This window comes from Cellulomonas gelida, from assembly GCF_006538725.1.
In the GTDB taxonomy this organism is placed as follows: domain Bacteria; phylum Actinomycetota; class Actinomycetes; order Actinomycetales; family Cellulomonadaceae; genus Cellulomonas; species Cellulomonas gelida.
In genome coordinates this window covers 1-22,507 of record NZ_BJLQ01000007.1, presented here as the reverse complement: position 1 = coordinate 22,507, position 22,507 = coordinate 1, and the positions used below count along the sequence as shown (strand labels likewise).

11 protein-coding genes are annotated in these 22,507 nt (G+C 71.9%); 10 read left to right on the top strand and 1 reads right to left on the bottom strand.

Annotated features, from left to right (window positions below; genetic code table 11):
• The first annotated feature begins 64 nt into the window (after positions 1–64).
• Together CGE01nite_RS04835 and CGE01nite_RS04830 are read left to right on the top strand one after the other, a co-directional pair.
• Positions 65–1,087, top strand: a complete 1,023-nt coding sequence (locus CGE01nite_RS04835) for a LacI family DNA-binding transcriptional regulator (protein ID WP_141369307.1) — start codon at positions 65–67, stop codon at positions 1,085–1,087.
• Positions 1,088–1,422: 335 nt separating this feature from the next.
• The gene (locus CGE01nite_RS04830) at positions 1,423–5,559 is read left to right on the top strand and encodes a family 43 glycosylhydrolase (RefSeq protein ID WP_141369305.1); all 4,137 of its coding nucleotides are present in this window, start codon (positions 1,423–1,425) and stop codon (positions 5,557–5,559) included.
• 109 nt (positions 5,560–5,668) lie between these two features.
• Here CGE01nite_RS04830 and CGE01nite_RS04825 read toward each other — a convergent pair whose 3' ends face one another.
• On the bottom strand, positions 5,669–6,733 hold the full coding sequence (locus CGE01nite_RS04825; protein ID WP_082156374.1) for a LacI family DNA-binding transcriptional regulator: 1,065 nt from the start codon (positions 6,731–6,733) through the stop codon (positions 5,669–5,671).
• Between the two features lie 234 nt (positions 6,734–6,967).
• On the opposite strand from CGE01nite_RS04825, the gene CGE01nite_RS04820 reads away from it, so the two are divergent.
• From CGE01nite_RS04820 to CGE01nite_RS04785, 8 genes are all read left to right on the top strand, one after another.
• Positions 6,968–8,263 (top strand): ABC transporter substrate-binding protein, encoded by a 1,296-nt coding sequence (locus CGE01nite_RS04820; protein ID WP_231583770.1) that lies wholly within the window; start codon positions 6,968–6,970, stop codon positions 8,261–8,263.
• Between the two features lie 86 nt (positions 8,264–8,349).
• Positions 8,350–9,330 (top strand): carbohydrate ABC transporter permease, encoded by a 981-nt coding sequence (locus CGE01nite_RS04815; RefSeq protein WP_048343156.1) that lies wholly within the window; start codon positions 8,350–8,352, stop codon positions 9,328–9,330.
• Positions 9,327–10,151 carry a carbohydrate ABC transporter permease gene (locus tag CGE01nite_RS04810; protein WP_048343157.1) on the top strand — a complete coding sequence of 275 codons (825 nt, stop codon included), beginning with the start codon at positions 9,327–9,329 and terminating at the stop codon, positions 10,149–10,151. Before CGE01nite_RS04815 ends, CGE01nite_RS04810 begins: the two co-directional genes overlap by 4 nt.
• Positions 10,148–12,046, top strand: a complete 1,899-nt coding sequence (locus CGE01nite_RS04805) for a glycoside hydrolase family 127 protein (RefSeq protein ID WP_141369303.1) — start codon at positions 10,148–10,150, stop codon at positions 12,044–12,046. Before CGE01nite_RS04810 ends, CGE01nite_RS04805 begins: the two co-directional genes overlap by 4 nt.
• A gap of 288 nt (positions 12,047–12,334) precedes the next feature.
• Positions 12,335–13,966: a xylulokinase gene (locus CGE01nite_RS04800; protein WP_048343159.1), complete on the top strand. Its 1,632-nt coding sequence runs from the start codon at positions 12,335–12,337 to the stop codon at positions 13,964–13,966.
• 52 nt (positions 13,967–14,018) lie between these two features.
• Positions 14,019–14,765, top strand: a complete 747-nt coding sequence (locus CGE01nite_RS04795; RefSeq protein ID WP_048343160.1) for an L-ribulose-5-phosphate 4-epimerase — start codon at positions 14,019–14,021, stop codon at positions 14,763–14,765.
• On the top strand, positions 14,762–16,270 hold the full coding sequence (gene araA / locus CGE01nite_RS04790) for an L-arabinose isomerase (protein WP_141369301.1): 1,509 nt from the start codon (positions 14,762–14,764) through the stop codon (positions 16,268–16,270). Before CGE01nite_RS04795 ends, araA begins: the two co-directional genes overlap by 4 nt.
• Before the next feature lie 327 nt (positions 16,271–16,597).
• Positions 16,598–21,994 carry a LamG-like jellyroll fold domain-containing protein gene (locus CGE01nite_RS04785; protein WP_170210895.1) on the top strand — a complete coding sequence of 1,799 codons (5,397 nt, stop codon included), beginning with the start codon at positions 16,598–16,600 and terminating at the stop codon, positions 21,992–21,994.
• The last annotated feature ends 513 nt before the right edge of the window (positions 21,995–22,507 follow it).

Below are 22,507 nucleotides of genomic sequence, written 5' to 3'. Positions count from 1 at the left end.
GAAGAACACGGTGCCGTCGGGCACCGGTGGATCGCGGCGTACGCGTCGCACCTAGGGAGCAAGGGTGTCGACTGACACGGGGGCGCGGCCGCCCGCCATGAGCGACGTGGCGCTGGCCGCAGGGGTGTCGCACCAGACCGTCTCGCGAGTGCTCAACGGGCACCCCAGCGTGCGGCCGGAGACGCGCATGCGTGTCCAGGACGCGATCGCGAGGCTCGGCTACCGGCGCAACAGCGCCGCGCGGGCGCTCGTCACGCGCCGGTCGGACACGCTCGGCGTCGTGACGCCGGCCTCCGCGCTGTACGGGCCGACGAGCACGCTCGTCGCGTTCGAGGAGGCGGCACGCGAGGCGGGCTGGTACGTGTCGGTCGCGACCATGCGCCGGTTCACCGCGGACTCGATGCGCGCGGCCGTCGAGCACTTCCTGGACCACGGCGTCGACGCGCTCGTCGTCATCGCCCCGACTCGCGAGGTCGCCTCCGCGGTGTCCGGGCTCGACGTGCCGGTGCCCGTGGTGCTCATCTCGTCGGCGCTGGAGCTGCGCGAGCGTGAGGGCGTGCTGTCGGTCGGCGTCGACCAGCGCCTCGGCGCGCGCCTGGCGACGCGGCACCTGCTCGCGCGGGGCCACACCCAGGTGCTGCACGTCGCCGGCCCGCAGGACTGGTTCGACGCGCAGGACCGGCTCGCGGGCTGGCGTGAGGAGTGCGAGGCGGCGGGCGTCTCGGTGCCGAAGCCCGTCGTCGCCGGCTGGTCGGCGGACAGCGGGTACGAGGTCGGCCGCTCGCTCGCGGCGGGCGTCCTGCCGAAGGCGATCTTCGCGGCGAACGACCAGCTCGCCCTCGGGCTCGAGCACGCGTTCTGGGACGCGGGGATCCGTGTGGGTCAGGACGTCGCGATCGTGGGCTTCGACGACGAGGTCGGCTCGGCGCACTACCTGCCGCCGCTGACGACCGTGCGGCAGGACTTCGCGCGCCTGGGCGCGCTCGCCATCGAGGTGCTGCGGCAGGCGCTGGGCGGCGTCACGGGACGCGAGGCGCCCCGGCTCGTGCCGCCCGAGATCGTCGTGCGGCGCAGCTCGGGCGTGTGAGCCGCCCCTCCTGAACCGAAAAGCCCGAAAAGGCTTGCTGACGATGAGCCGGATCTCCTAGGGTGCTGTCCACGCGCTATCTCACTGTCGAGAGGTGACATCGTGGGCATCCGCTCCGCCGCGTCGGCGGCTCGTCGACGCACGCCGTTTCGCAACGGACTGTCAACGTTTTCGGCCCTCGGGGCTCGGATCGCGCGCTGATCCTGCGGTCGACTGCCGGCGCTGACCGCGCCGATCGTCGACCCCTGCGCGGCCGGCGCCCCCGCACGGGCGTCGGCCGCACCCCTGCGTCGCCCCGGCGACGGCTCCCGATCGAAGGACAAGGTGGTTCGTCGATGTCACAGCAGACCTGGCGCCGCGCCGCGGCCGCCGCGGTCACGACCCTCGCGCTCGCCGCGACGGGTGCGCTGACCGCAGCCCCGGCTCTCGCGGCCGACCTCCCGGAACCGACCCGCACGATCACGTCGGCCGGCAACCCGATCATCGCCGACGGCTCGCTCTACACGGCCGACGCGGCACCGCTCGTCGGCGCCGACGGGCGGCTGTACGTCTACACCGGCCACGACGAGGCCGGCCCCCAGGTCGGCACGTTCGTGATGAACGACTACGAGATCCTCGCGACCGACGACGTCGCGTCGGGGCAGTGGGACGTCTACGAGCACGCGATGGACCCCGGTGACGTCTTCTCCTGGGCCACGGGCAACAACGCCTACGCCGGGCACACGACCATCGGCGCGGACGGCCGCTACTACTGGTACGCGCCCGTCCAGTGGAAGAACACCACCGTCGCCAACCGCATGGCGATCGGGGTCGCGGTCTCGGACACGCCCGTGGGCCCGTGGACGGACGCCATCGGCGCCCCGCTCGTGACGTGGGCCGACGTGTTCGGCTCGTCGACCAGCGGCCAGGAGGTCATCGACCCGCACGTGTTCACCGACGTCGACGGCACGGTGTACCTGTACTGGGGCTCCTGGAACGTCGCGCGCGTGACCAAGCTCAAGGCCAACATGGTCGAGCGTGAGGGCGCGATCTCGACGATCTCGGGCCTGACCTCGTTCTACGAGGCGCCGTGGGTGTTCGAGCGGGCCGGCACCTACTACATGGTCTACGACTGGAAGCAGGGCGGCTCGTCCTGCACCCCGTCCAACTACCAGGCGTGCATCGCGTACGCGACGGCGCCCTCGGCCATGGGCCCGTGGACCTACCAGGGCATCATCCTGTCCGGAACGTCCGCGACGACCGTCCACCCGTCGGTGATCGAGTTCGACGGCTCCTGGTACCTGACCTACCACACGAAGGACGCCGTGGGCGGTGGGCACTTCCGCCGCTCGGTCGCGATCGACGAGATCACGTGGGACGGCGACCGGATGCTCCCGGTCACGCAGACGCGGGCCGACGACCCGCGGTTCCGGCTCACGCCCAACGTGGCGCTGGACGCGAAGGTGACCGCCTCCTTCACGGAGCAGCCCCCGATGCGCACGACGGCCGTCAACGACGGCTTCCGCGCCACCACCGCGCTGCTGCCGCCGGACCAGTGGGGCACGTACCGCGGCACGACGAGCACGACCGAGAAGGACTGGCTGTCGTACCAGTGGCAGGCGCCCGTGCACGTCGGATCGGTCGGCATCCAGTTCCACCAGGACTCGAACTGGATCCGTCCGCCCGCCTCCTGGTCCCTGGAGTACCTCGACGCCGACGGCGCGTGGCAGCCGGTGCAGGCGGCGACGTACCCGACGACGAACAACACGTGGCTCACGGTGACGTTCACGCCGGTCACCACGACCGCGCTGCGCGCGACGTTCGCGGGCCGCGCGAACGGTGCGTACTACCACTCGGTCGCGGTCTCGGAGTGGGAGGTGAATGCGGTCGAGCCGACCGCGGTCGCCCCGGTCGCGGTCGTCACCGAGCCGGGCGTCGCCCCGCAGCTCCCGCCGGCCGTGCGGGTCACCACCGGCGGCACGCAGCTGTGGGCGCCCGTCGCCTGGCGTGCGATCGACCCGGCGTCGTACGCGACCGAGGGCGCCTTCACGGTCGAGGGCCGTGCGCTCGGCGTCGCCGCCGACCACGTGACCGCCACGGTCACGGTCGACGAGGACGCGGTCGTGACGCCCCCGGCCGACGACGCACCCCCGCGCGTCACCGTCGCGGCCTCGGGCAGCACCGGCAAGGCCGACTGGTACTCCTCGAACGTGGTCGCGCGGGTCGCCGCCGACGACGACGTGGACTACCTCACGACGGTCTCCACGAAGGTCGGCGACGCCGACTGGCAGTCCACCGCGGACGTGCGGCACGTCGACGTCACGATCTCCACCTCCGGCACCACGACGATCAGCGGCAAGGCGCGGGACGCGGCGGGCAACGAGTCCGACGCGGTCTCGCGGGTCGTCAAGATCGACAAGGTGCTGCCGACGGTCGCCGGCGTGCTCGACGAGAGCACGCGCACGGTCACGCTGACCGCGTCCGACGCGCTGTCCGGCGTGGACGCGCTCGAGTACCGGTTCGACGGCGAGGGCGCGTGGATCACGGTCACGAACGGCACCGTGGTCGCGCCGCCGTCGGGTCAGCCGCACCAGCTGGTGTTCCGCGCGCGTGACCTCGCGGGCAACGTCGCGAGCGGCACGGTCATGGTCCCGCGCGACCCCGACGCGCAGCTCACGGGCAACGTGGCGTCGTACGCGACGCCCTGGACCACCTACACGGCGCCCTGGAACAGCGTCGCGGGCCTCAACGACGGCTCCAACGCGCCGTTCGACAACGTCGCGTCGAAGTACGGCGCGGCGTGGGGGACCTGGCCGCAGGTCGGGGAGATGGTGGCTCGCCTGACGTGGGAGTTCGACGTCACGACGGACTCGGTCGGAGTGTGGTGGTTCCGCGACAGCGCCGACAGCGCCAACGCGGGCATGATCCCGCCGGCGTCCTGGGTCCTGGAGTACCTCGACGCCGACGGCACCACGTGGCGTGAGGTCACGCTGCGCGACGGCGCGGCGTACGGCCGCACGAGCAACGGGTTCGACCGCGTCGACTTCGAGCGGGTCACGACCAAGGCGCTGCGGGTCGTCGCCCAGTCGTGGGGCCAGGAGGAGGGCGAGGGCTCCGTCGGGATCAACGAGTGGCAGGTCATCGCCGCGGCCGCTCCGCAGGTCGAGCAGGTCACGCCGCAGGCGCCGACCTTCACCGAGGCGCTCGAGTGCGTCGCGGGCGTGCCGCAGCCGGCCACGGTCGTCGTCCCCGCGGTCGCGGGCGTCGTCTACCGCGTGGACGGCGAGGTCGTCACGGGCCCGGTCGAGGTCCCGGCCGACGCGACGGTCGCGGTGACCGCGCACGCGGCCGAGGGCTATGCGCTCGCCGAGGGCGCGACGGCCCAGTGGGACCACACGTTCACCGCTCCGCAGTGCCCGGCCGTGCCCGTCGAGGTGACCGCGATCGCCCCGACCAGCACCGCGCCGGCGTGCGTCGACGGCACGCTCACCGAGGGCTCGATCACGATCCCCGTGGTCGAGGGCGTCCGGTACACGGTCGACGGCGACCAGGTCACCGGCCGGGTCGCCGTGGCCGCGGGCGAGTCCGTGACCGTGCTGGCGCGTCCGCTCGCGGGCTTCGTCCTGACGGGCGACAGCCAGGTGGTGACGTACGCGTTCAGCTTCCCGCCGATCGACTGCGTCCCCGACCCGGTCCAGGTCGAGGTCGGCACCGTCACCGTGACGGGCACGCCCGCGGTCGGCTCACGGCTCACCGTCACGACGCGTGGCTGGGGCCCCAGCGGGGTGCGGCTCGCGTACCAGTGGCAGGCGGACGGCGCGGCGATCGCCGGTGCGACCGGCACGTCGTTCACGCTCACCCCCGCGCAGCTCGGTGCCCGGATCACGGTGCGGGTCACGGGCTCGGGCGACGGCCTCGCGAGCGGCTCGGCGCTCTCGGCCGCGGTCGGGCCGGTGGCCAAGGGCACGTTCGTGGCCCCGAGGCCGACGATCTCGGGCTCGGTCAAGGTCGGCGCGAAGGTCACGGCGGTCGCCGGGACCTGGAAGCCCGCGCCGACGACCGTGAGCTACCAGTGGTACGCCAACGGGAGCAAGGTGGCGCGGGCGACGTCGTCGTCGCTGACCCTCACGCCTGCGCTCGCGGGCAAGAAGCTCACCGTCCGGGTCACGGGTGCGCGCACGGGGTACACGACCCTGAGCGTCACGTCCGCGGCGAGCACGGTCGCGAAGGGCACGTTCACGGCCGCGAAGCCGCGCATCGCCGGCACGGCGAAGGTCGGCCGCACGCTGAGCGTCCTGCGTGGCACGTGGAGCCCGAAGCCGAGCACGGTGCGCTACCAGTGGTACGTCGACGGCAAGAAGGTCGCGACCACGTCGACGCTGCGCCTCACCGCCGCGATGGCGGGCAAGAAGGTGACCGTCGCGGTCACCGGCTCGCGCACGGGCTACGTCACCAGGACCGTCACCTCGTCGGCACTCGTCGTGAAGAGGTGACCTCGACGGCCGGCGCGCTGATGTGAGGGTCGGCGCGCCGGCTCGCGGACGGGCGGGTCCTTCGGGGCCCGCCCGTCCGTCTCTACGGCGTCCGAGGTCGGCCGGCGGGTCAGGAGGCGGTGGAGCTCCGCAGCGCCAGCCGGCACGGGATCGTCTCGATGCCGTGGGCCGGGTTGCCCTCCATGGCCTCGAACAGGCGCGCGGCGGCGCGCCGGCCGAGCTCCTCGAGGTTCATGTCGATGCTGGTCAGCGGGGGCCGGGCGTTGCTCGCGAGGACCTCCCAGTTGTCGTGGCCCATGACCGCGACGTCCTGCGGGACCTCGCGACCGGACTCGCGCAGCGCGTCGAGGCAGCCGCGCGCGATCTGGTCCGAGCCGCACAGGACCGCGTCGACGTCGGGGTGCTTGGCGAGCAGGCCGCGCATGGCGCCGCGGCCCCAGTCCTCGGTCCACGCGCCGAACAGCGCCTGCCCGCCGACGAGCTCGAGCCCGGCCTCGTCGAGCGCCTGCTGGGCGCCGATCACCCGGTCCTTCGCGGCGCCGTAGCTCGCGTCGCCGGAGATGATCGCGATGCGCGTGCGTCCGCACGCGACGAGGTGCTCGACGCCCATGCGCCCGCCGCCGACGTTGTCGGTGACGAGCGAGCAGTCCTGCGGGTCGTCGGACGGCGCGTACGCGTAGACCACCGGCACGGGCATGTTGCCGAGCGAGGGCCGCGGGTCGGGGCGCGCGCCCACGATGATCAGCCCGTCGACCCGCCGGCCGAGCAGCGCCTGGATGTGGTGCTGCTCGCGGATGGAGTCGCCGCGCGCGTCGCACAGCAGGACCGAGACCTTGCCCGAGCCGAATGCGTCCTCGGCGCCCATGAGCGTGGGGATCGAGAACCGGCCCTCGAGGTCGTGCGTGACCAGCCCGACCGTCCCGGAGCGTCCGGACAGCAGGCTGCGCGCGAGGCCGTTGGGGGAGAACGAGAGCTGCTCGGCGGCGGCCAGCACCTTGGTGCGCGTCTCCGCGCGTACCTGCGCGCGTCCGTTCAGGGCCTTGGACGCCGTCGCGATCGACACGCCCGCGAGGCGGGCGACGTCCGACAGCGTCGTCGTCCTGCGACCCTGAAAGCCTTCATCGGGTCGTTTCGCCGCCCGCTGCGGGCGGTCCCCCTCGACGTCCTCGTTCATGCGGCGATCGTAGCGATAGTTGCCGCAAAATGAAGACGGTTCGCGTGATTGACGTCAGCGGGCGACCTCCGCTAGGGTCACGGAAAACCATTTCGTTGGTTTCGACAACGACGGAACGGCAGAACCTCGAAGTACCCGGTCGTCTCCGCAGAGGGCCGGACAGCATCTTCAACGTCGAATTGCTGAGGAGAGGCAAAAATGAGGAAGGTCCACCCTCGCGGGCGTACGCGCTTGGTGGCTGGTCTGGCCGTCGCGGGCATCGCGCTCGCGGGTCTGACGGCGTGCAGCGGCGACGACGACAAGAGCGCGACGCCCGATCCGACGAAGGGCGGCGGTGAGTCGGCGGCCGCCGAGATCGGCGTCGACGACGGCACCGAGCTGACGATGTGGACGCGCGCACCGCTCGAGGCGCAGGCGACGCGCCTCGTGAAGGCGTACAACGCGAGCCACAAGAACCAGGTCAAGCTCGAGATCATCCCGAACGACGACATGGAGTCGAAGGTCGGTGGCGCGGCCGCCAACGGCGAGCTGCCCGACCTGCTCGCGGGCGACGTCGTGCGCGTGCCCTACTGGGTCGACAACGGCCTGTTCACGGAGATCACCGACGAGATCGGCTCGCTGCCGTTCAAGGACGACATCTCCTCGGGCCACATCGACGCGGGCACGGTCGACGGCGCGATGCACACCCTGCCGTTCGTCCAGGACATCTCGGTCATGGTCTGGAACAAGGACCTCTACCGCGAGGCGGGCCTCGACCCCGAGGCCGGCCCGACGACGATGGCCGAGTTCAAGGAGCAGGCCCAGGCGGTCGCCGACCTCAAGAAGGACGGCGTCTCCGGCACGTACTACGGCGGCAACTGTGGTGGCTGCCTCGTGTTCACCTGGTTCCCGAGCATCTGGGCCTCGGGCGAGGAGGTCCTGTCGGCCGACGGCACCGAGTCGCTGCTCGCGAGCGACGCCGCCAAGGAGCTGTACGGGATCTACGCCGACCTGAACAAGTCCGGTGCGATCGGTGCGGGCTCCAAGGAGGAGACCGGCGCGACCTGGGTCGCCCCGTTCCAGGGCGGCAACGTCGGCGTCATGCAGTACCCGAACACGGTCGTCGCCGCGGCGATCGAGGCGGGCATCGACGTCGGCGTCGGCCCGATCCCGGGCGTCGACGGTGGCACCTCGACGTTCCTCGGCGGTGACGCCATGGGCATCTCGAAGGACTCGAAGAACGTCGAGCAGGCGTGGAACTACCTCGCGTGGATGGTCTCCGAGGAGACCCAGCTCGAGGTCGTGGCCAAGGCCGGCGACGTCGTATCCCGCAACTCGCTGCTGGAGAACGAGTTCACCAAGAGCGACCCGGTCGCGGCCGTGGCCGCCGAGGCGATCCCGAACGGCCGCACCCCCGTGGCCGCGTACTTCGCCGAAGCGTTCAACGCCTCGGGCAGCCCGTTCGTGACGATGATCCGCAACGCGACGTTCGAGGCGACCAACACGGTCGACGCCGACAACGACGCCGTCACCGAGATCCTCTCGCAGTAACCGACGGACGTGCGGCGGCCGCCACCCCTGACGGCGGCCGCCGCACGCCACCCCGGCAGCGTCGGAACCCGCAACGGGAGCTCAGCATGACCCTCACACAGCAGTCCCCACCCGCGGCCGCGGGCGCGTCCAGCACGCCGCCCCGCCGCCCGCGCAAGGCCAGCGCCAAGCGCAGCCTGCGCGCCTGGGCGTACGCGAGCCCCACCGCGGCGCTCGTCCTCGTCTTCTTCGTGATCCCCGTCGTCCTCGTGTTCTTCATGTCGGGCGCCGACTGGCCCCTGCTCGCGGGCAACAAGGGCGTCAACATGCCCGACAACTACACGGACGTCGTGGACCACCGGCTCTTCTGGCCGGCCATCTGGTTCACGCTGAAGTACACGGTCATCGCGACCGTGCTGCTCATCGGCCTCGGGCTGGGCCTGGCGTTCCTCGTGCAGGAGGCCAGCCGGTGGCGCGCGTTCCTGCGCACCACGTTCCTGCTGCCGACCGCGCTCGGCCTCGCGTCAGCCTCGCTGCTGTTCTACGCGATGTACTCGCCGCAGGTGGGGCCGATCGCCCCGCTGCTCGACAAGCTCGGCCTCACCGAGGGTGTCGTGTCCCCCCTCGGCACGCCGACCGGCGCGCTGTGGTCGACCGTGATCCTCATCGTCTGGCGGTTCGCGGGCTTCTACATGCTGCTGCTGCTCGTCGGCCTGCAGTCCATCCCGGGCGAGGTCTACGAGGCGGCGCGCATCGACGGCGCCTCGCGCTCCCAGATGTTCCGGAGCATCACCATCCCGCTGCTGCGGCCGTCGCTCGCGCTCTCCACGATCATGTGCGTCACAGGCTCGCTGCTGGCGTTCGACCAGTTCTACATCCTGACCAAGGGCGGTCCGGACTCCTCGACCATGACCGTCGTCCAGCTCGTCTACAACCTGGCCTTCGAGTCCAAGCGCGACCTCGGCATGGCCGCCGCGCTGTCGGTGATCGTGCTGCTCGCCCTCGTCGTCATCAACGTCGTCCAGCTCCGCGCGCTGCAGGGCAGCGACGACGGGACGGGCGCGAAGAAGAAGGGGGTCAAGCGATGAGCCGCCTCGCCCAGGGCCTGACGCGCACGCCGTTCTACGTGCTGACCGGCGGGCTCGCCGTGATCTTCCTGTACCCGATCATCTGGACCGCGATCAGCTCGGTCTCGGCGCAGCCGGGGTCGAACCAGGTCAGCGGCTTCGGGTTCGGCAACTACGAGACGGTGGTGAACTACCAGGCCGGTCTGTGGACCTACCTCGGCAACTCGCTCGTGATCAGCGCGACCGCGGTGGTCGTCACGCTCGTGGCGTCGACGTTCGGCGGGTACGCGTTCGCGCGGTTCAGCTTCCCGGGCAAGAACGTCCTGTTCCTGCTCACGCTCGCGATCCTCATGGTCCCGTACGCGACGTTGCTGATCCCGCTCATGACGTGGCTCAAGGCGATCCACCTCAACAACTCGCTCATCGGCGTCGGGCTGGTGCTGGCCGTGTTCCAGCTGCCGTTCGCGACCTTCATGATGCGCATCTCGTTCGAGGCCGTGCCCAAGGAGATGGAGGAGGCCGCGCTCGTCGACGGCTGCGGCTCGTTCGGCGCGCTGCGCCGGGTGCTGCTGTTCGCCGTCAAGCCCGGGCTCATCACGGTCGGCCTGTTCGCCTTCCTCGCAGCGTGGAACGACTTCATGGTCCCGCTGTTCCTCGTCGGCGGGGACAACCAGCCCCTGCCGCTCGCGATGGTGAACATGCGCCAGCAGGTCATGGGTGTCATCGACTACGGCGCGACTCAGGCAGGCGTCGTGATCCTCACGGTGCCGTGCATCTTCCTGTTCCTCGTGCTGCAGCGCCACTACGTCAACGGATTCATGTCCGGTGCCCTGAAGGGATGATCACGATTCTCAGCAACGACACACACGGCGTCGTGGCCCCCGCTCTCCCGGGCGCGGGCGTGCTCCGACCGCTCGGGCTCGACGAGGTGACCATCACCGGTGGCTTCTGGGGCGAGCGTCAGCACGTGAATGCGACGGCGACCATCGACCACTGCGACGAGTGGGAGCAGCGGGTCGGGTGGATCGACAACTTCGCCGCGGCGGCCGAGGGCTCCGTCGCCGCGACGCGCACCGGCCGCGAGTTCTCGGACTCCGACGTCTACAAGCTCGTCGAGGCCATGGCGTGGGAGGTGGCCCGCACCGGTGACCCGCACCTCGAGGCGCGGATCCAGGAGCTCGCGCAGATGTTCGAGCGCGTGCAGGAGCCCGACGGCTACCTCTCGACGAAGTACGGCCGGCCCGGCCAGGCGCCGCGCTACAGCGACCTGGCGTGGGGCCACGAGCTCTACTGCTACGGGCACCTGATCCAGGCGGCGGTCGCCCGGCTGCGCTCGGGGCACGACGACACGCTGGTGCGGGTCGCGCTGCGCGCCGCGGACCACATGTGCGAGGCCTTCGGGCCGGACGGCATCCAGTCGGTGTGCGGCCACGCGGAGGTCGAGGTCGCCCTCGTCGAGCTGTACCGCGCGACGGGCGTCGAGCGGTACCTGGCGCTCGCCAAGCTGTTCGTCGAGCGGCGGGGGACCGGCACGCTGCCGGACATCGAGTTCGGTCGCGAGTACTTCCAGGACGACATCCCCGTCCGGGAGGCCACCGTGCTGCGCGGTCACGCCGTGCGCGCGCTGTACCTGACCGCGGGCGTCGTCGACCTCGCGCTCGAGACCAAGGACGACGAGCTGCTCGACGCGGCCCGCGGGCAGTTCGCGACCACGCTGGCCCGGCGCACGTACCTCACGGGCGGCATGGGCTCGCACCACCAGGACGAGGCGTACGGCGACGACTTCGAGCTCCCGCCGGACCGTTCCTACTGCGAGACGTGCGCGGGCGTCGGGTCGGTCATGGTCGCGTGGCGCCTCGCGCTCGCGACGGGCGACCTGTCGTACGGCGACGTCGTCGAGCGGGCGCTGTACAACGTGGTCGCGACGTCGCCTGCGGCGGACGGCCGGGCGTTCTTCTACACGAACCCGCTGCACAAGCGGGTCCCGGGGCAGGAGGCGGAGGCCGACGAGGTGAGCCCGCGCGCGCTGTCGCGGCTGCGCGCGCCGTGGTTCGAGGTGTCGTGCTGCCCGACGAACGTGGCGCGCACGTTCGCCTCGCTCGCCGGGTACGTCGCGACCGCGACCGACGCGGGCGTCCAGATCCACCAGCTCGCGCCGTGCTCGATCCAGACGCGCCTGTCGGGCGGCGACGTGCGGCTCGCGGTCGCCACGCGCTATCCCGACGACGGCGACGTCGTCGTGCGGGTGGTCGAGGCGCCCGAGGGCCCCTGGGAGCTCTCGCTGCGCGTGCCCTCGTGGGCGCAGGGGTCCGCGACGCTCGACGGCGTGCCCGTACCGGGTGCGGTGGCCCGCGTGAGCGACCTGCGTGCGGGCGAGGAGGTGCGCCTCTCGCTGCCGATGCGCGTGCGCGTGACCGCGCCCGACCAGCGGATCGACGCCGTGCGCGGGTGCCTCGCGTTCGAGCGCGGGCCGCTGGTCCTGTGCCTCGAGTCGACGGACCTGCCGGACGGCCTCGAGGTGGACGACGTGGTGCTCGCCGAGCCGACCGCGCACGACGTGGACGGCCGGGCGCACGTCGCCCTGCGGCGCGTCGAGCACGACGACCGTGCGTGGCCCTACGCCGAGCACGGCACGGGACGCGCCGAGGGCGACACGCTCACGGCGGCCCTCGTCCCGTACTACTCCTGGGCCAACCGGGGCCCGTCGACGATGCGGGTGTGGATCCCGCAGGGCTAGCGGAAGGTAGGAGCACGAACGGCGCCGCTCCCTCGCCCGGCCGAGCCTGTGCTCGGTCCCGGTGCAGGTGAGGGGCGTGCAGGAGGTCGACGCGCGGCGGCGACGAGGCGGCACCGTGCGCGACGGTGCGCCACGTCGCCGCCGCGCTCGTCGGTCGACCGTCGCGAGTGTCGGAAGAATGGTCGAGAATCTCGACAGGGACGCGGTGTGTACCTGGGGCCGTGTGAGCGTTAACATCGAGCAGTCGCCCCGACAGGGGAAGTGGACAGGAACGTGCGAAGGGGCGCGATGAGCCAGAACGAGACGCCGGATGGCGTCGACCAGCAGGCGGCGGTGGCGCAGGTCCGGGACGACATCGTCGCCGGCCGGACGGCGCTCGGGATCGAGCTGGGGTCGACCCGCATCAAGGCCTGCCTGATCGGGCCCGACTCCGCGCCGATCGCGGCCGGCGGGCACGAGTGGGAGAACCAGTTCGTCGACCGCCGCTGGACGTACTCCCTCGAGGACGTGTGGAGCGGGCTGCAGGCCGCCTACGCGTCGCTGGTCGCGGACGTCGAGGAGCGCTACGGCGTCACGCCCACCACGTTCGGCGCGCTCGGCGTCTCGGCGATGATGCACGGCTACCTCGCGTTCGACGCGTCCGACGAGCTGCTCGTCCCGTTCCGGACCTGGCGCAACACCAGCACGGGCCCGGCCTCCGCCGAGCTCTCGCAGCTGCTGGGGCACAACATCCCGCTGCGCTGGTCGATCGCGCACCTGTACCAGGCCGTCCTCGACGACGAGCCCCACGTCCCGCAGATCTCGTTCGTCACGACGCTCGCCGGGTACGTGCACTGGCGCCTCACGGGCGAGAAGGTGCTGGGCGTCGGCGACGCCTCCGGGATGTTCCCGATCGACACCGGCTCGCGCGACTACGACGCGCGCATGCTCGACCAGTTCGACACGCTCGTCGCCGACCGGCGACCCGGCACGCGCCTCGTGGACCTGCTGCCGGCCGTGCGGCTCGCGGGCCAGGACGCCGGACGACTGACCGCGCAGGGCGCGGCCCTGCTCGACCCGACCGGGACGCTGGCGGCCGGCGTGCCGCTGTGCCCGCCCGAGGGCGACGCGGGCACGGGCATGGTCGCGACCAACTCGGTCGCGCCGCGCACCGCCAACATCTCCGTGGGCACGTCGATCTTCGCGATGGTCGTCCTGGAGAAGCCGCTCACGCAGGTGCACGACGAGCTCGACCTCGTCACGACGCCGTCGGGCGACCTGGTCGCGATGGTGCACTGCAACAACGGCGCGAGCGAGCTCGCGGAGTGGGCGGACGTGTTCGGCCGCTTCGCCACCGCGCTGGGCCACCCGTCGAGCCCCGACGACGTGTTCGGCGCGCTGCTGCGCGAGGCGCTCGACGGCGACGCCGACGGCGGCGGGCTGCTCGCGTACAACTACCTGTCCGGCGAGCCGATCACGGGCCTGGCCGAGGGTCGCCCGCTGTTCGTGCGGACGCCCGACAGCCGCCTGACGCTGGCCAACTTCATGCGCACGCAGGTGTACGGCGCGTTCGGCACGCTGAGCCTCGGCATGCGGGTCCTGGCCGCGGAGGGCGTCGAGCTCGACGCGATGTTCGCGCACGGCGGCCTGTTCCGCACCGCGGGGGTCGCGCAGCGGCTGCTCGCGGCCGCGGTCGGTGCGCCGGTGGCGGTCGGCAGCGCGGCCGGCGAGGGCGGTGCGTGGGGGATCGCGGTGCTCGCGGCCTACCTCGAGCACGCCGCCGAGCAGGACCTGGGGACCTACCTCGCGGAGCGCGTCTTCGGCGAGGCTCAGATCGACGTGGTCGCGCCCGACCCGCAGGACGTGCGCGGGTTCGCCGCCTACCTCGACCGGTACGAGGCCGGGCTCGCCATCGAGCGCGCCGCGGCCGACGCGATCTAGACCGACACCGCCCGAGACGACCCTCACCGTGACGACAGCAGGAGCACCCCCGATGACGACGACCCTGGCCGACTACCCCGCGAGCGTGCAGGAGCAGGTCGCGCGCACGCGTGAGGTCGTGGCACGCCTGCACGCCGAGCTCCCGCGCTGGGGGCTCGTGGTGTGGACCGCGGGCAACGTCTCGCAGCGCGTGGTCGTCGACCCCGCCGGCCCGAGCGCGCGTGACCTGCTGGTCATCAAGCCGTCGGGCGTCACCTACGACGAGCTGACGCCCGAGGCGATGGTCGTGTGCGACCTCGAGGGCACGCTCGTCGAGGGCGACCGCGCGCCGTCGTCGGACACCGCCGCGCACGCGTACGTCTACACGCACATGCCCGAGGTCGGCGGCGTGGTGCACACGCACTCGACGTACGCGACCGCGTGGGCCGCGCGGGCCGAGCCCGTGCCGTGCGTGCTGACGATGATGGCCGACGAGTTCGGCGGCGACATCCCGATCGGCCCGTTCGCGCTGATCGGCGACGACTCGATCGGCCGCGGCATCGTCGAGACGCTGCAGGGCTCGCGCAGCCCCGCGGTGCTCATGCGCAACCACGGCCCGTTCACGATCGGCAAGGACGCCAAGGCGGCCGTGAAGGCCGCGGTCATGGTCGAAGAGGTCGCCCGGACCGTCCACGTCTCTCGCCAGCTGGGCGAGCCGCTGCCCATCGAGCAGCACCACGTCGACTCGCTCTACGCGAGGTACCAGAACGTCTACGGCCAGGGCACCGCCGCCACGGCCACCAAGGAGGAGCACGCGTGAGCAAGCCCTACGCCGACCGTGAGGTCTGGTTCTTCACCGGGAGCCAGGACCTGTACGGCGAGGAGACCCTGCGCCAGGTGGCTGAGCAGTCGCAGGAGGTCGCGCGCCTGCTCGACGCCAGTGCCGACGTGCCCGCGACGGTCGTGTGGAAGCCGGTCCTGAAGGACTCCGACTCGATCCGCCGCGCGATGCTCGACGCGAACTCCGACGACCGCGTCCTCGGTGTCATCACGTGGATGCACACCTTCAGCCCGGCCAAGATGTGGATCCACGGCCTGTCCGTGCTCGACAAGCCGCTGCTGCACCTGCACACGCAGGCGAACGTCGAGCTCCCGTGGGACTCGATCGACTTCGACTTCATGAACCTCAACCAGGCCGCGCACGGCGATCGCGAGTACGCGTACATCGCGTCGCGCATGGGCGTCACGCGCACCACGGTCTCGGGTCACGTGAGCAACCCGGCGGTCGCGCGTCGCGTGGGCACGTGGGTGCGCGCGTCGGCGGGCCGGGCGGCCACGCAGTCGCTGCGGCTCGCCCGGTTCGGCGACAACATGCGCAACGTCGCGGTGACCGAGGGCGACAAGACCGAGGCGGAGGTGCGGTTCGGCGTCTCGGTCAACACGTGGGGCGTCAACGACCTCGTCGCGGCGATCGCCCAGGTGGCCGACTCCGACGTGGACCTGGTCGTCAAGGAGTACGAGGAGCTGTACGACGTGGCCCCCGAGCTGCGCGTCGGCGGTGAGCGGCACGAGTCGCTGCGCTACGCGGCCAAGCAGGAGGTCGCGCTCGAGACGCTGCTGTCGTCGCTGGGTGCTCGGGCGTTCACGACGAACTTCGAGGACCTGGGCGACCTGCGTCAGCTCCCGGGCATCGCCGTGCAGCGCCTCATGTCCAAGGGCTATGGGTTCGGTGCCGAGGGCGACTGGAAGACGGCCGTGCTGGTGCGCGCCGCGAAGGTCATGGGCGAGGGCCTGCCCGGCGGCGCGTCGCTCATGGAGGACTACACGTACGACCTGACGCCGGGCGACGAGCTGATCCTCGGCGCGCACATGCTGGAGATCTGCCCGTCGCTGACGACCTCGACGCCGCGCGTGGAGATCCACCCGCTCGGCATCGGCGGCAAGGAGGACCCGGTCCGCATGGTGTTCGACGCGGACCCGGGGGTCGGCGTCGTCGTCTCGCTCGCGGACATGCGTGAGCGGTTCCGCCTGACGGCGAACGTCGTCGACGTGGTCCCGCCGCGCGCGTCGCTGCCGCACCTGCCCGTCGCGCGTGCGGTGTGGAAGCCGCGTCCGGACTTCGCGACGAGCACCGAGGCCTGGCTCACGGCGGGCGGCGCGCACCACACCGTCCTGTCGACCGCGGCCGGCGTGGAGGCGTTCGAGATCTTCGCCGACCTGTCCGGGACCGAACTGCTCGTGATCGACGAGAGCACCACGCGGCGCGGCTTCCGCGACCAGGTGCGCTGGAACCAGGCGTACCACCGCCTGGCGCAGGGGTTCTGAGTCCGACCCACCCGGACCCCGTCGTCGCAAGGCCCCGACCGCTCCCGTCAGCGGTCGGGGCCTCGTCTTGCCCGCATGCAGGGCTCTGACCTGCGCGGGCGTGCCCCCGATCGTGTCGTCGGTACGCATGTCGGGTGACTTCGTTGCCAGCGTCGAGAGCCCTGGGCTATGGTCGCGCCACCAGATGTGAGCGCTAACACGCACCGCGTCCGAGACCTCCGACACCGCCGTCGGACGCTCGACGACCAGACGCAGCAGCGCGGTGCCCGCGCGCCTCACGCAGGTTCCGACTTCACGAAGGAACGGGATCCACGAATGAGCTCAAGGGTGAGCACGAACGGCAGGACGGCGCGCTCGCGCCGAGGAATGACGGTCGCCGCGGCCGTCACGCTCGCGCTGGCGGTGCCGACGGCGCTGCCCGCAGTCGCGTCGGCCGACGAGGGGACGGACGCGCTCATCGCGAACCTGACCTTCGACGACGCGACGACGGGCCTGACCGGCGCGGGCGCACGCGCCACCGTCAACGGCGCGCTGACGCTCGACGACGGCGTCGACGGTAAGGCCGCGCGCCTGTCCGTCGGGAACTGGCTGAGCCTGACCAAGGAGGACGGCTCGCCGCTGCTCGCCGGGCTCGAGACCGTCACCATCTCGTACGACTCGCTGCCGACGAACAGCTCGGCGAACAAGGGCTGGACCGTCTTCGCGGCTCCGAACGCCGCGACGCAGACCTACGCCACGGAGAAGTACCTCGGCGTGATCGACAAGGCCACGAGCCTGGTCGTCGAGCGGTACGCCAACACGGCGGGACGCGACTCGACCGGCAACCTCAACGCGGGGACCGTGGCCGCCGGCTGGCGCCACGTCGACCTCGTGCTCGACGGCACGTCCGGCATGCTCTTCGTCGACGGCACCGCGGTCGCGACGAACACCACGGGCAAGCTCCTGAGCGCGGTGGTCGGTGCGTCCGGCGGCGTCTTCCAGATCGGCAAGGGCAACTGGGAGGCCGGCGAGTACTTCGCGGGCCTGATCGACAACCTGCAGGTCCGCAGCCGGGCCGTGAGCAGCGACGAGGTCGCCGTGACGGCGGCCGCCAAGGCGCTCACGCTCGCCGGCGCCGACGCGGTCGCGGCCGACCTGACGCTCCCGTCCACCGCCTCGCACGGCGCGACCGTCACCTGGTCGTCGTCCGACCCGGACGTCGTCGGGGACGACGGCACGGTGACCCGCGGCGCCACCGCGGGCACGGCCACCCTCACGGCCACGCTCACGGTCGGCGCGCACACCGCGACCCGCGCGTTCCCCGTGACCGTCCTGGCGCTGGCCGACACCACGGCGCTGGACGCGGCGCTCGCAGCCGCGGACGCACTGGTCGCGGCCGACTTCACCGAGCAGTCCTGGACGCCGTTCGCCGACGCCGTCACGGCGGCGCAGACCGTCGCCGACGACGCGGCAGCGACGCAGGCCCAGGTCGACGCGGCACTGCAGGCGCTGCGCGACGCGAACCTCGCACTCGTCTCGCTCGCCGGCGCCTCGCTCGTCGCGGACCTGTCGTTCGACGACGCGACCTCGGGCCTGACCGGAGCCGGGGCGAAGGCCACGGTGAACGGCGAGCTCACGCTCGAGGACGGTGCCGACGGGACCCAGGCCGTGCGCCTCAGCAGCGGCGGCTGGCTCAACCTCACGAAGGACGACGGGACGCCGCTGCTGGCGGGTCGTGACACGGTGACGATCTCGTACGACTCGCGTCCGGACGCCTCCGGCAACGTCGGCTGGCTGTTCTTCGCGGCGCCCAGCACCGCGACGCAGACCTACCAGAACGAGCACTACGTCGGCTTCATGGACAAGGCGACGAGCCTCGGGGTCGAGCGCTACAACAACGCGGGCGCGCGCATCTCGACCGGAAACCTCAACGCCCCGGCCGGCACCGTCACGGCCGGCTGGAAGCACGTGGACCTCGTGCTCGACGGCATGCAGGGCGCGCTGTACGTCGACGGTCAGCTCGTCGCGAGCAACGAGGCGGGCCCGCTCCTGTCCGCGATCCTCGGCGCGTCCGGCGGCGTGGTGCAGGTCGGCAAGGCCAACTGGGTCAACGGCGAGTACTTCACCGGGCTCCTGGACAACCTGCAGGTCCGGGGTGCGGCGCTGAGCGCCGCACAGGTCGAGGCGCAGCTCGCGCAGGCCGCGATCGCCGCGATCCCCGCGACGCTGGCGGTCACCGAGGACACGTACACCCTGCCCGGTGGCCCGCTCGTCACGTGGACCTCGGCGTCCGACGACGTCGTCGTCGGCGCGGACGGCCGTACGGCCACAGTGACGCGTCCCGAGCCGGGCGCTCCCGCGACGACGGCCGCGCTGACGGCCGGCGTCGTGCTGCGGGGCATGACCGTGACGCGGGCGGTCACGGCGACCATCTCGGCACCGCTCACGATCGAGCAGCGCGCACAGCGCACGCTCGAGGAGATCTCCCTGGTCGGGCTCTCGGACGTGCGCACGAACCTCACGCTGCCGACCGAGGGCGCGTACGACCTCCCGATCACGTGGACGTCGTCGCACCCCGCGGTCGTCTCCGAGAGCGGCGGTTCCGTCGCCCCCGGTGTCGTCACGCGGCCCGCCGCGGCGACGACCGTCACGCTGACGGCCCACGCGGGCACGCTCACGCGCGACTTCACGGCGGAGGTCCGCCAGGCCGTCGCCGCGCCCGCGACCACCGACTACGTCTTCGCGTACTTCACGGGCTCCGAGGGCAGCCGCACGGACGAGCAGATCTACTTCTCGACGAGCCCCGACGGCAAGACGTGGACGGACACGCGCGCGAACGGCAACCCCGTCCTGGAGTGGAACGCGGGCGACAAGGGCGTGCGTGACCCGTACCTGGTGCGCTCGCCGCAGGGCGACACGTTCTACCTGATCGCCACGGACCTGAGCATCTACTACCGCGGGGGGTGGGGCAGCGCCGCTGCCACGACCACCGGGTCGCTCAAGCTCGTGGTGTGGGAGTCCCACGACCTGGTGCAGTGGACCGAGCCGCGGCTCGTCGACGTCGCGTCGGGCATCCCCGGCGCCGGCATGGCGTGGGCCCCGGAGGCGATCTGGGACGACGTCGAGCAGCAGTGGGTCGTGTTCTGGGCCACGGGCTCGGACGTCTCGAACGACCTCGGCGACCGCACGAACATGTACTACTCGACGACGCGCGACTTCGTGACCTTCACCGACCCGGTGAAGTGGATCGACCGCCAGCACTCGATCATCGACACGACCATGATCAAGGTCGGCGACTGGTACTACCGTGCCTCCGCCGACGGCCAGATCACGATCGAGCGCTCGAAGGACCTGTACGCGGTGACGACGGCCGCCACGGCGCCCGCCTACGTCGACGACGACCACTGGTCGGTCGTGGGCACGCTGGCCGGGATCCTCGGCACCAGCGCGTACTCGGGCGCGTACCTCGAGGGCCCTGAGCTCTTCGAGTACAACGAGGACGACCGGGTCGACCCCCTCACGCCGCTGTACGGCCTGATGGCCGACCAGTACGCGCAGGGCAAGGGCTACCTGCCGTTCCGCACGAGCGACATCGGCAGCACGTCGGCGGCGGACTGGTCGCTCGCGAGCGACATCACGTTCGGTGCGCTCAAGACCCGCCACGGCACGATCCTGCCGATCACGGCCTCGGAGCTCGCGGCGCTGCAGAAGGCGACGCTCGGCACGACCGGTCAGCTGCCGGTGCTCGACCCTCAGAACCCGGACGCGCCCGTCACCTACCTCCTCGACCAGGCGATCGCCTCGGCGGCCGGGCTCGTCGCGGCCGACTTCACCGCAGCGACGTGGGCGACCTTCGCGTCGGCGCTCGCCACGGCCCAGGCCGTCGCGGCCGACCCGGCGTCGCAGACCGACGTCGACGACACGCTCGCCGCACTGAAGGCGGCACGTGCCGCGCTCGTGGTCGAGGGTGAGGGCGCCGACCTGCTCGCCGAGCTCACGTTCGACGACGCCACGACCGGCCTCTCCGGCGGCGTCGCGCGGGCCGCGGTCAAGGGCACGCTCACGCTCGCCGACGGCCGGGACGGGACGAAGGCCGCGAGCCTGTCGTCCGGCAACTGGCTGGACGTGACCAAGAAGGACGGGACCCCGCTGCTCAAGGGCCTGGACGAGGTCACGATCTCGTACGACTCGAAGCCGGCGGCCGGCTCGGCCAACAAGGGCTGGTCGGTGTTCGCGGCGCCGAGCGCGGCGACGCAGACGTACCAGAACGAGCACTACCTGGGCTTCATCGACCTGCCCACGAGCCTCCTCGTCGAGCGGTACGACAACAACGGGACGCGTGACTCGAGCGGCAACCTCGCGGCGAGCGGGCTCGCCGACGGCTGGCGCCACGTGGACCTGGTCGTCAAGGGCACGTCCGGCAAGCTCTTCGTCGACGGCCAGCTCGTGGCCTCGAACACCACGGGACGGGCGCTGAGCTCGATCCTGGGTGCGTCGGGCGGCGTGCTGCAGATCGGCAAGGGCAACTGGGTCGCGGGCGAGTACTTCACGGGCCTGATCGACAACGTGCGGATCTACGCGAGCGCGCACCGGCTCGGCGACGAGCCGTTCCCTGCGACGGTGACGGCGACGTGGCCGACGCTCACGTACGGCACCGCGGGGACGGTCGGGGTGACGGTCGCCTCCGAGGGGCCGACGCCCACCGGGACGGTCGAGGTCCGTGCAGGTGCGGACGTCGTCGCCTCCGCGACGCTCGACGCGTCGGGCACGGCCCAGGTGCCGCTCCCGGCGACGCTCGCCGTGGGCAGCCACACGCTCGTCGTGGCGTACCTCGGCGACGACGACACCGAGCCGGCGACGGCCGCGGCGCAGACCGTCGAGGTGGGCAAGGCGTCCTCGTCGACCGCGGTCAGCGCGGGCACGGTCCGGCACGGGACGGGTGGCACCGTCACGGTGCGGGTCACCTCGGTCCCGGGCGCGACGGTGCTCCCGACGGGCACGGTGCGTCTCACGGACGCGTTCGACTCGTCCGTGCGCACCGCGACGCTCAGCGGCGGCACGGCGACGTTCGCCCTGCCGAAGTCGGTCGCACCGGGTTCGCACCGGTTCTCGGCCCAGTACCTGGGGTCGGGCGAGGTCGCGGCCTCGGCGGCGGCGCTGACCGTGAAGGTCCTGCGGGCGACGTCCGCGACGACCGCGAAGGTCTCGACGGTGCGGTACGGCTCGGGCGGCACGGTGAGCGTGACCGTGACGTCGGCGGTCGGTTCGAAGGCCACGGCCGGCAGGGTCCGGGTCTCGAACGTCGCGGGCGGGTCCGTGCGGTACGGAACCGTGACGAACGGCAAGGCCGTCGTCAGCCTGCCGACCACGCTCAAGCCGGGCACCTACCGGTTCACGGTCGCCTACCTCGGGACGACGACGATCGAGCCCTCGTCCCGGACCGTGACCGTGAAGGTCGGGCGTGCGGTGTCGACGACGACGGTCGCGGCGGCGAGGGTCTCGACCGGCATCAAGGCGACCGGCGCCGTGACCGCCAAGGGGGTCACCCCGGTCGCGGGGAAGGTCAAGGTCGCGGTGCTGAAGAACGGCAAGACCGTGTCGACCAGGACCGTGTCGCTGGTCAAGGGCCGCTACTCGGTCGTGCTGCCGGTCCGTGCGAAGGGCTCGTACCAGGTCCGGGCGACGTTCCAGTCGACCACCACGGTGCTCAGCTCGACCGCCACGAGGGCGCTGAAGATCGGCTGACCCGGTCCTCGTAGCCCGACGACAGGGGTGCAGGCACGCGTCGCGCGTGCCTGCACCCCTGCGACGCGCCGCTGCCGCGCCGGTGCCGGCACTCCGGGACCGTGCACAGCACAATCGAGACCGGTGTTGCGCAACGGTGATCCGCGGGGGCTTGATCCCGGCGCGCGGGGCCCCCACGATCGGACCAGTGCGACGCTCACTCGTGCGAGTGAGCAGGGTCACAGGTTCGTAACAGAACGCCAAGACGCTAGGAATGAGCACGTGTGAGCGTTAACATCGCCAAGTGAACGCTCACATCGGACACGGTCGCATGGTCGCGGCCGAGCCGGTGCAGGCACCGCAGACGTGCACAGCACGACTGGTTTCTCGAGGAGGAGAAAGCATGGTCAGCAAGAAGTTCCGGGCCCGCGGGATCGCCGCAACGGTGGCAGTTCTCGCGCTGGGCCTCGCGGCCTGCAGCAGCGACGGCGGGGACAGCGGCGACAAGACCCCCGACGCCGGTGGTGGCGACAA

Excerpts from the sequence above, each read along its gene's own strand:
- CGE01nite_RS04830 (WP_141369305.1), top strand. The coding sequence starts at position 1,423 with ATGTCACAGCAGACCTGGCGCCGCGCCGCGGCCGCCGCGGTCACGACC.
- CGE01nite_RS04825 (WP_082156374.1), bottom strand. The coding sequence starts at position 6,733 with ATGAACGAGGACGTCGAGGGGGACCGCCCGCAGCGGGCGGCGAAACGA.
- CGE01nite_RS04815 (WP_048343156.1), top strand. The coding sequence starts at position 8,350 with ATGACCCTCACACAGCAGTCCCCACCCGCGGCCGCGGGCGCGTCCAGC.
- CGE01nite_RS04810 (WP_048343157.1), top strand. The coding sequence starts at position 9,327 with ATGAGCCGCCTCGCCCAGGGCCTGACGCGCACGCCGTTCTACGTGCTG.
- CGE01nite_RS04805 (WP_141369303.1), top strand. The coding sequence starts at position 10,148 with ATGATCACGATTCTCAGCAACGACACACACGGCGTCGTGGCCCCCGCT.
- CGE01nite_RS04800 (WP_048343159.1), top strand. The coding sequence starts at position 12,335 with ATGAGCCAGAACGAGACGCCGGATGGCGTCGACCAGCAGGCGGCGGTG.
- CGE01nite_RS04795 (WP_048343160.1), top strand. The coding sequence starts at position 14,019 with ATGACGACGACCCTGGCCGACTACCCCGCGAGCGTGCAGGAGCAGGTC.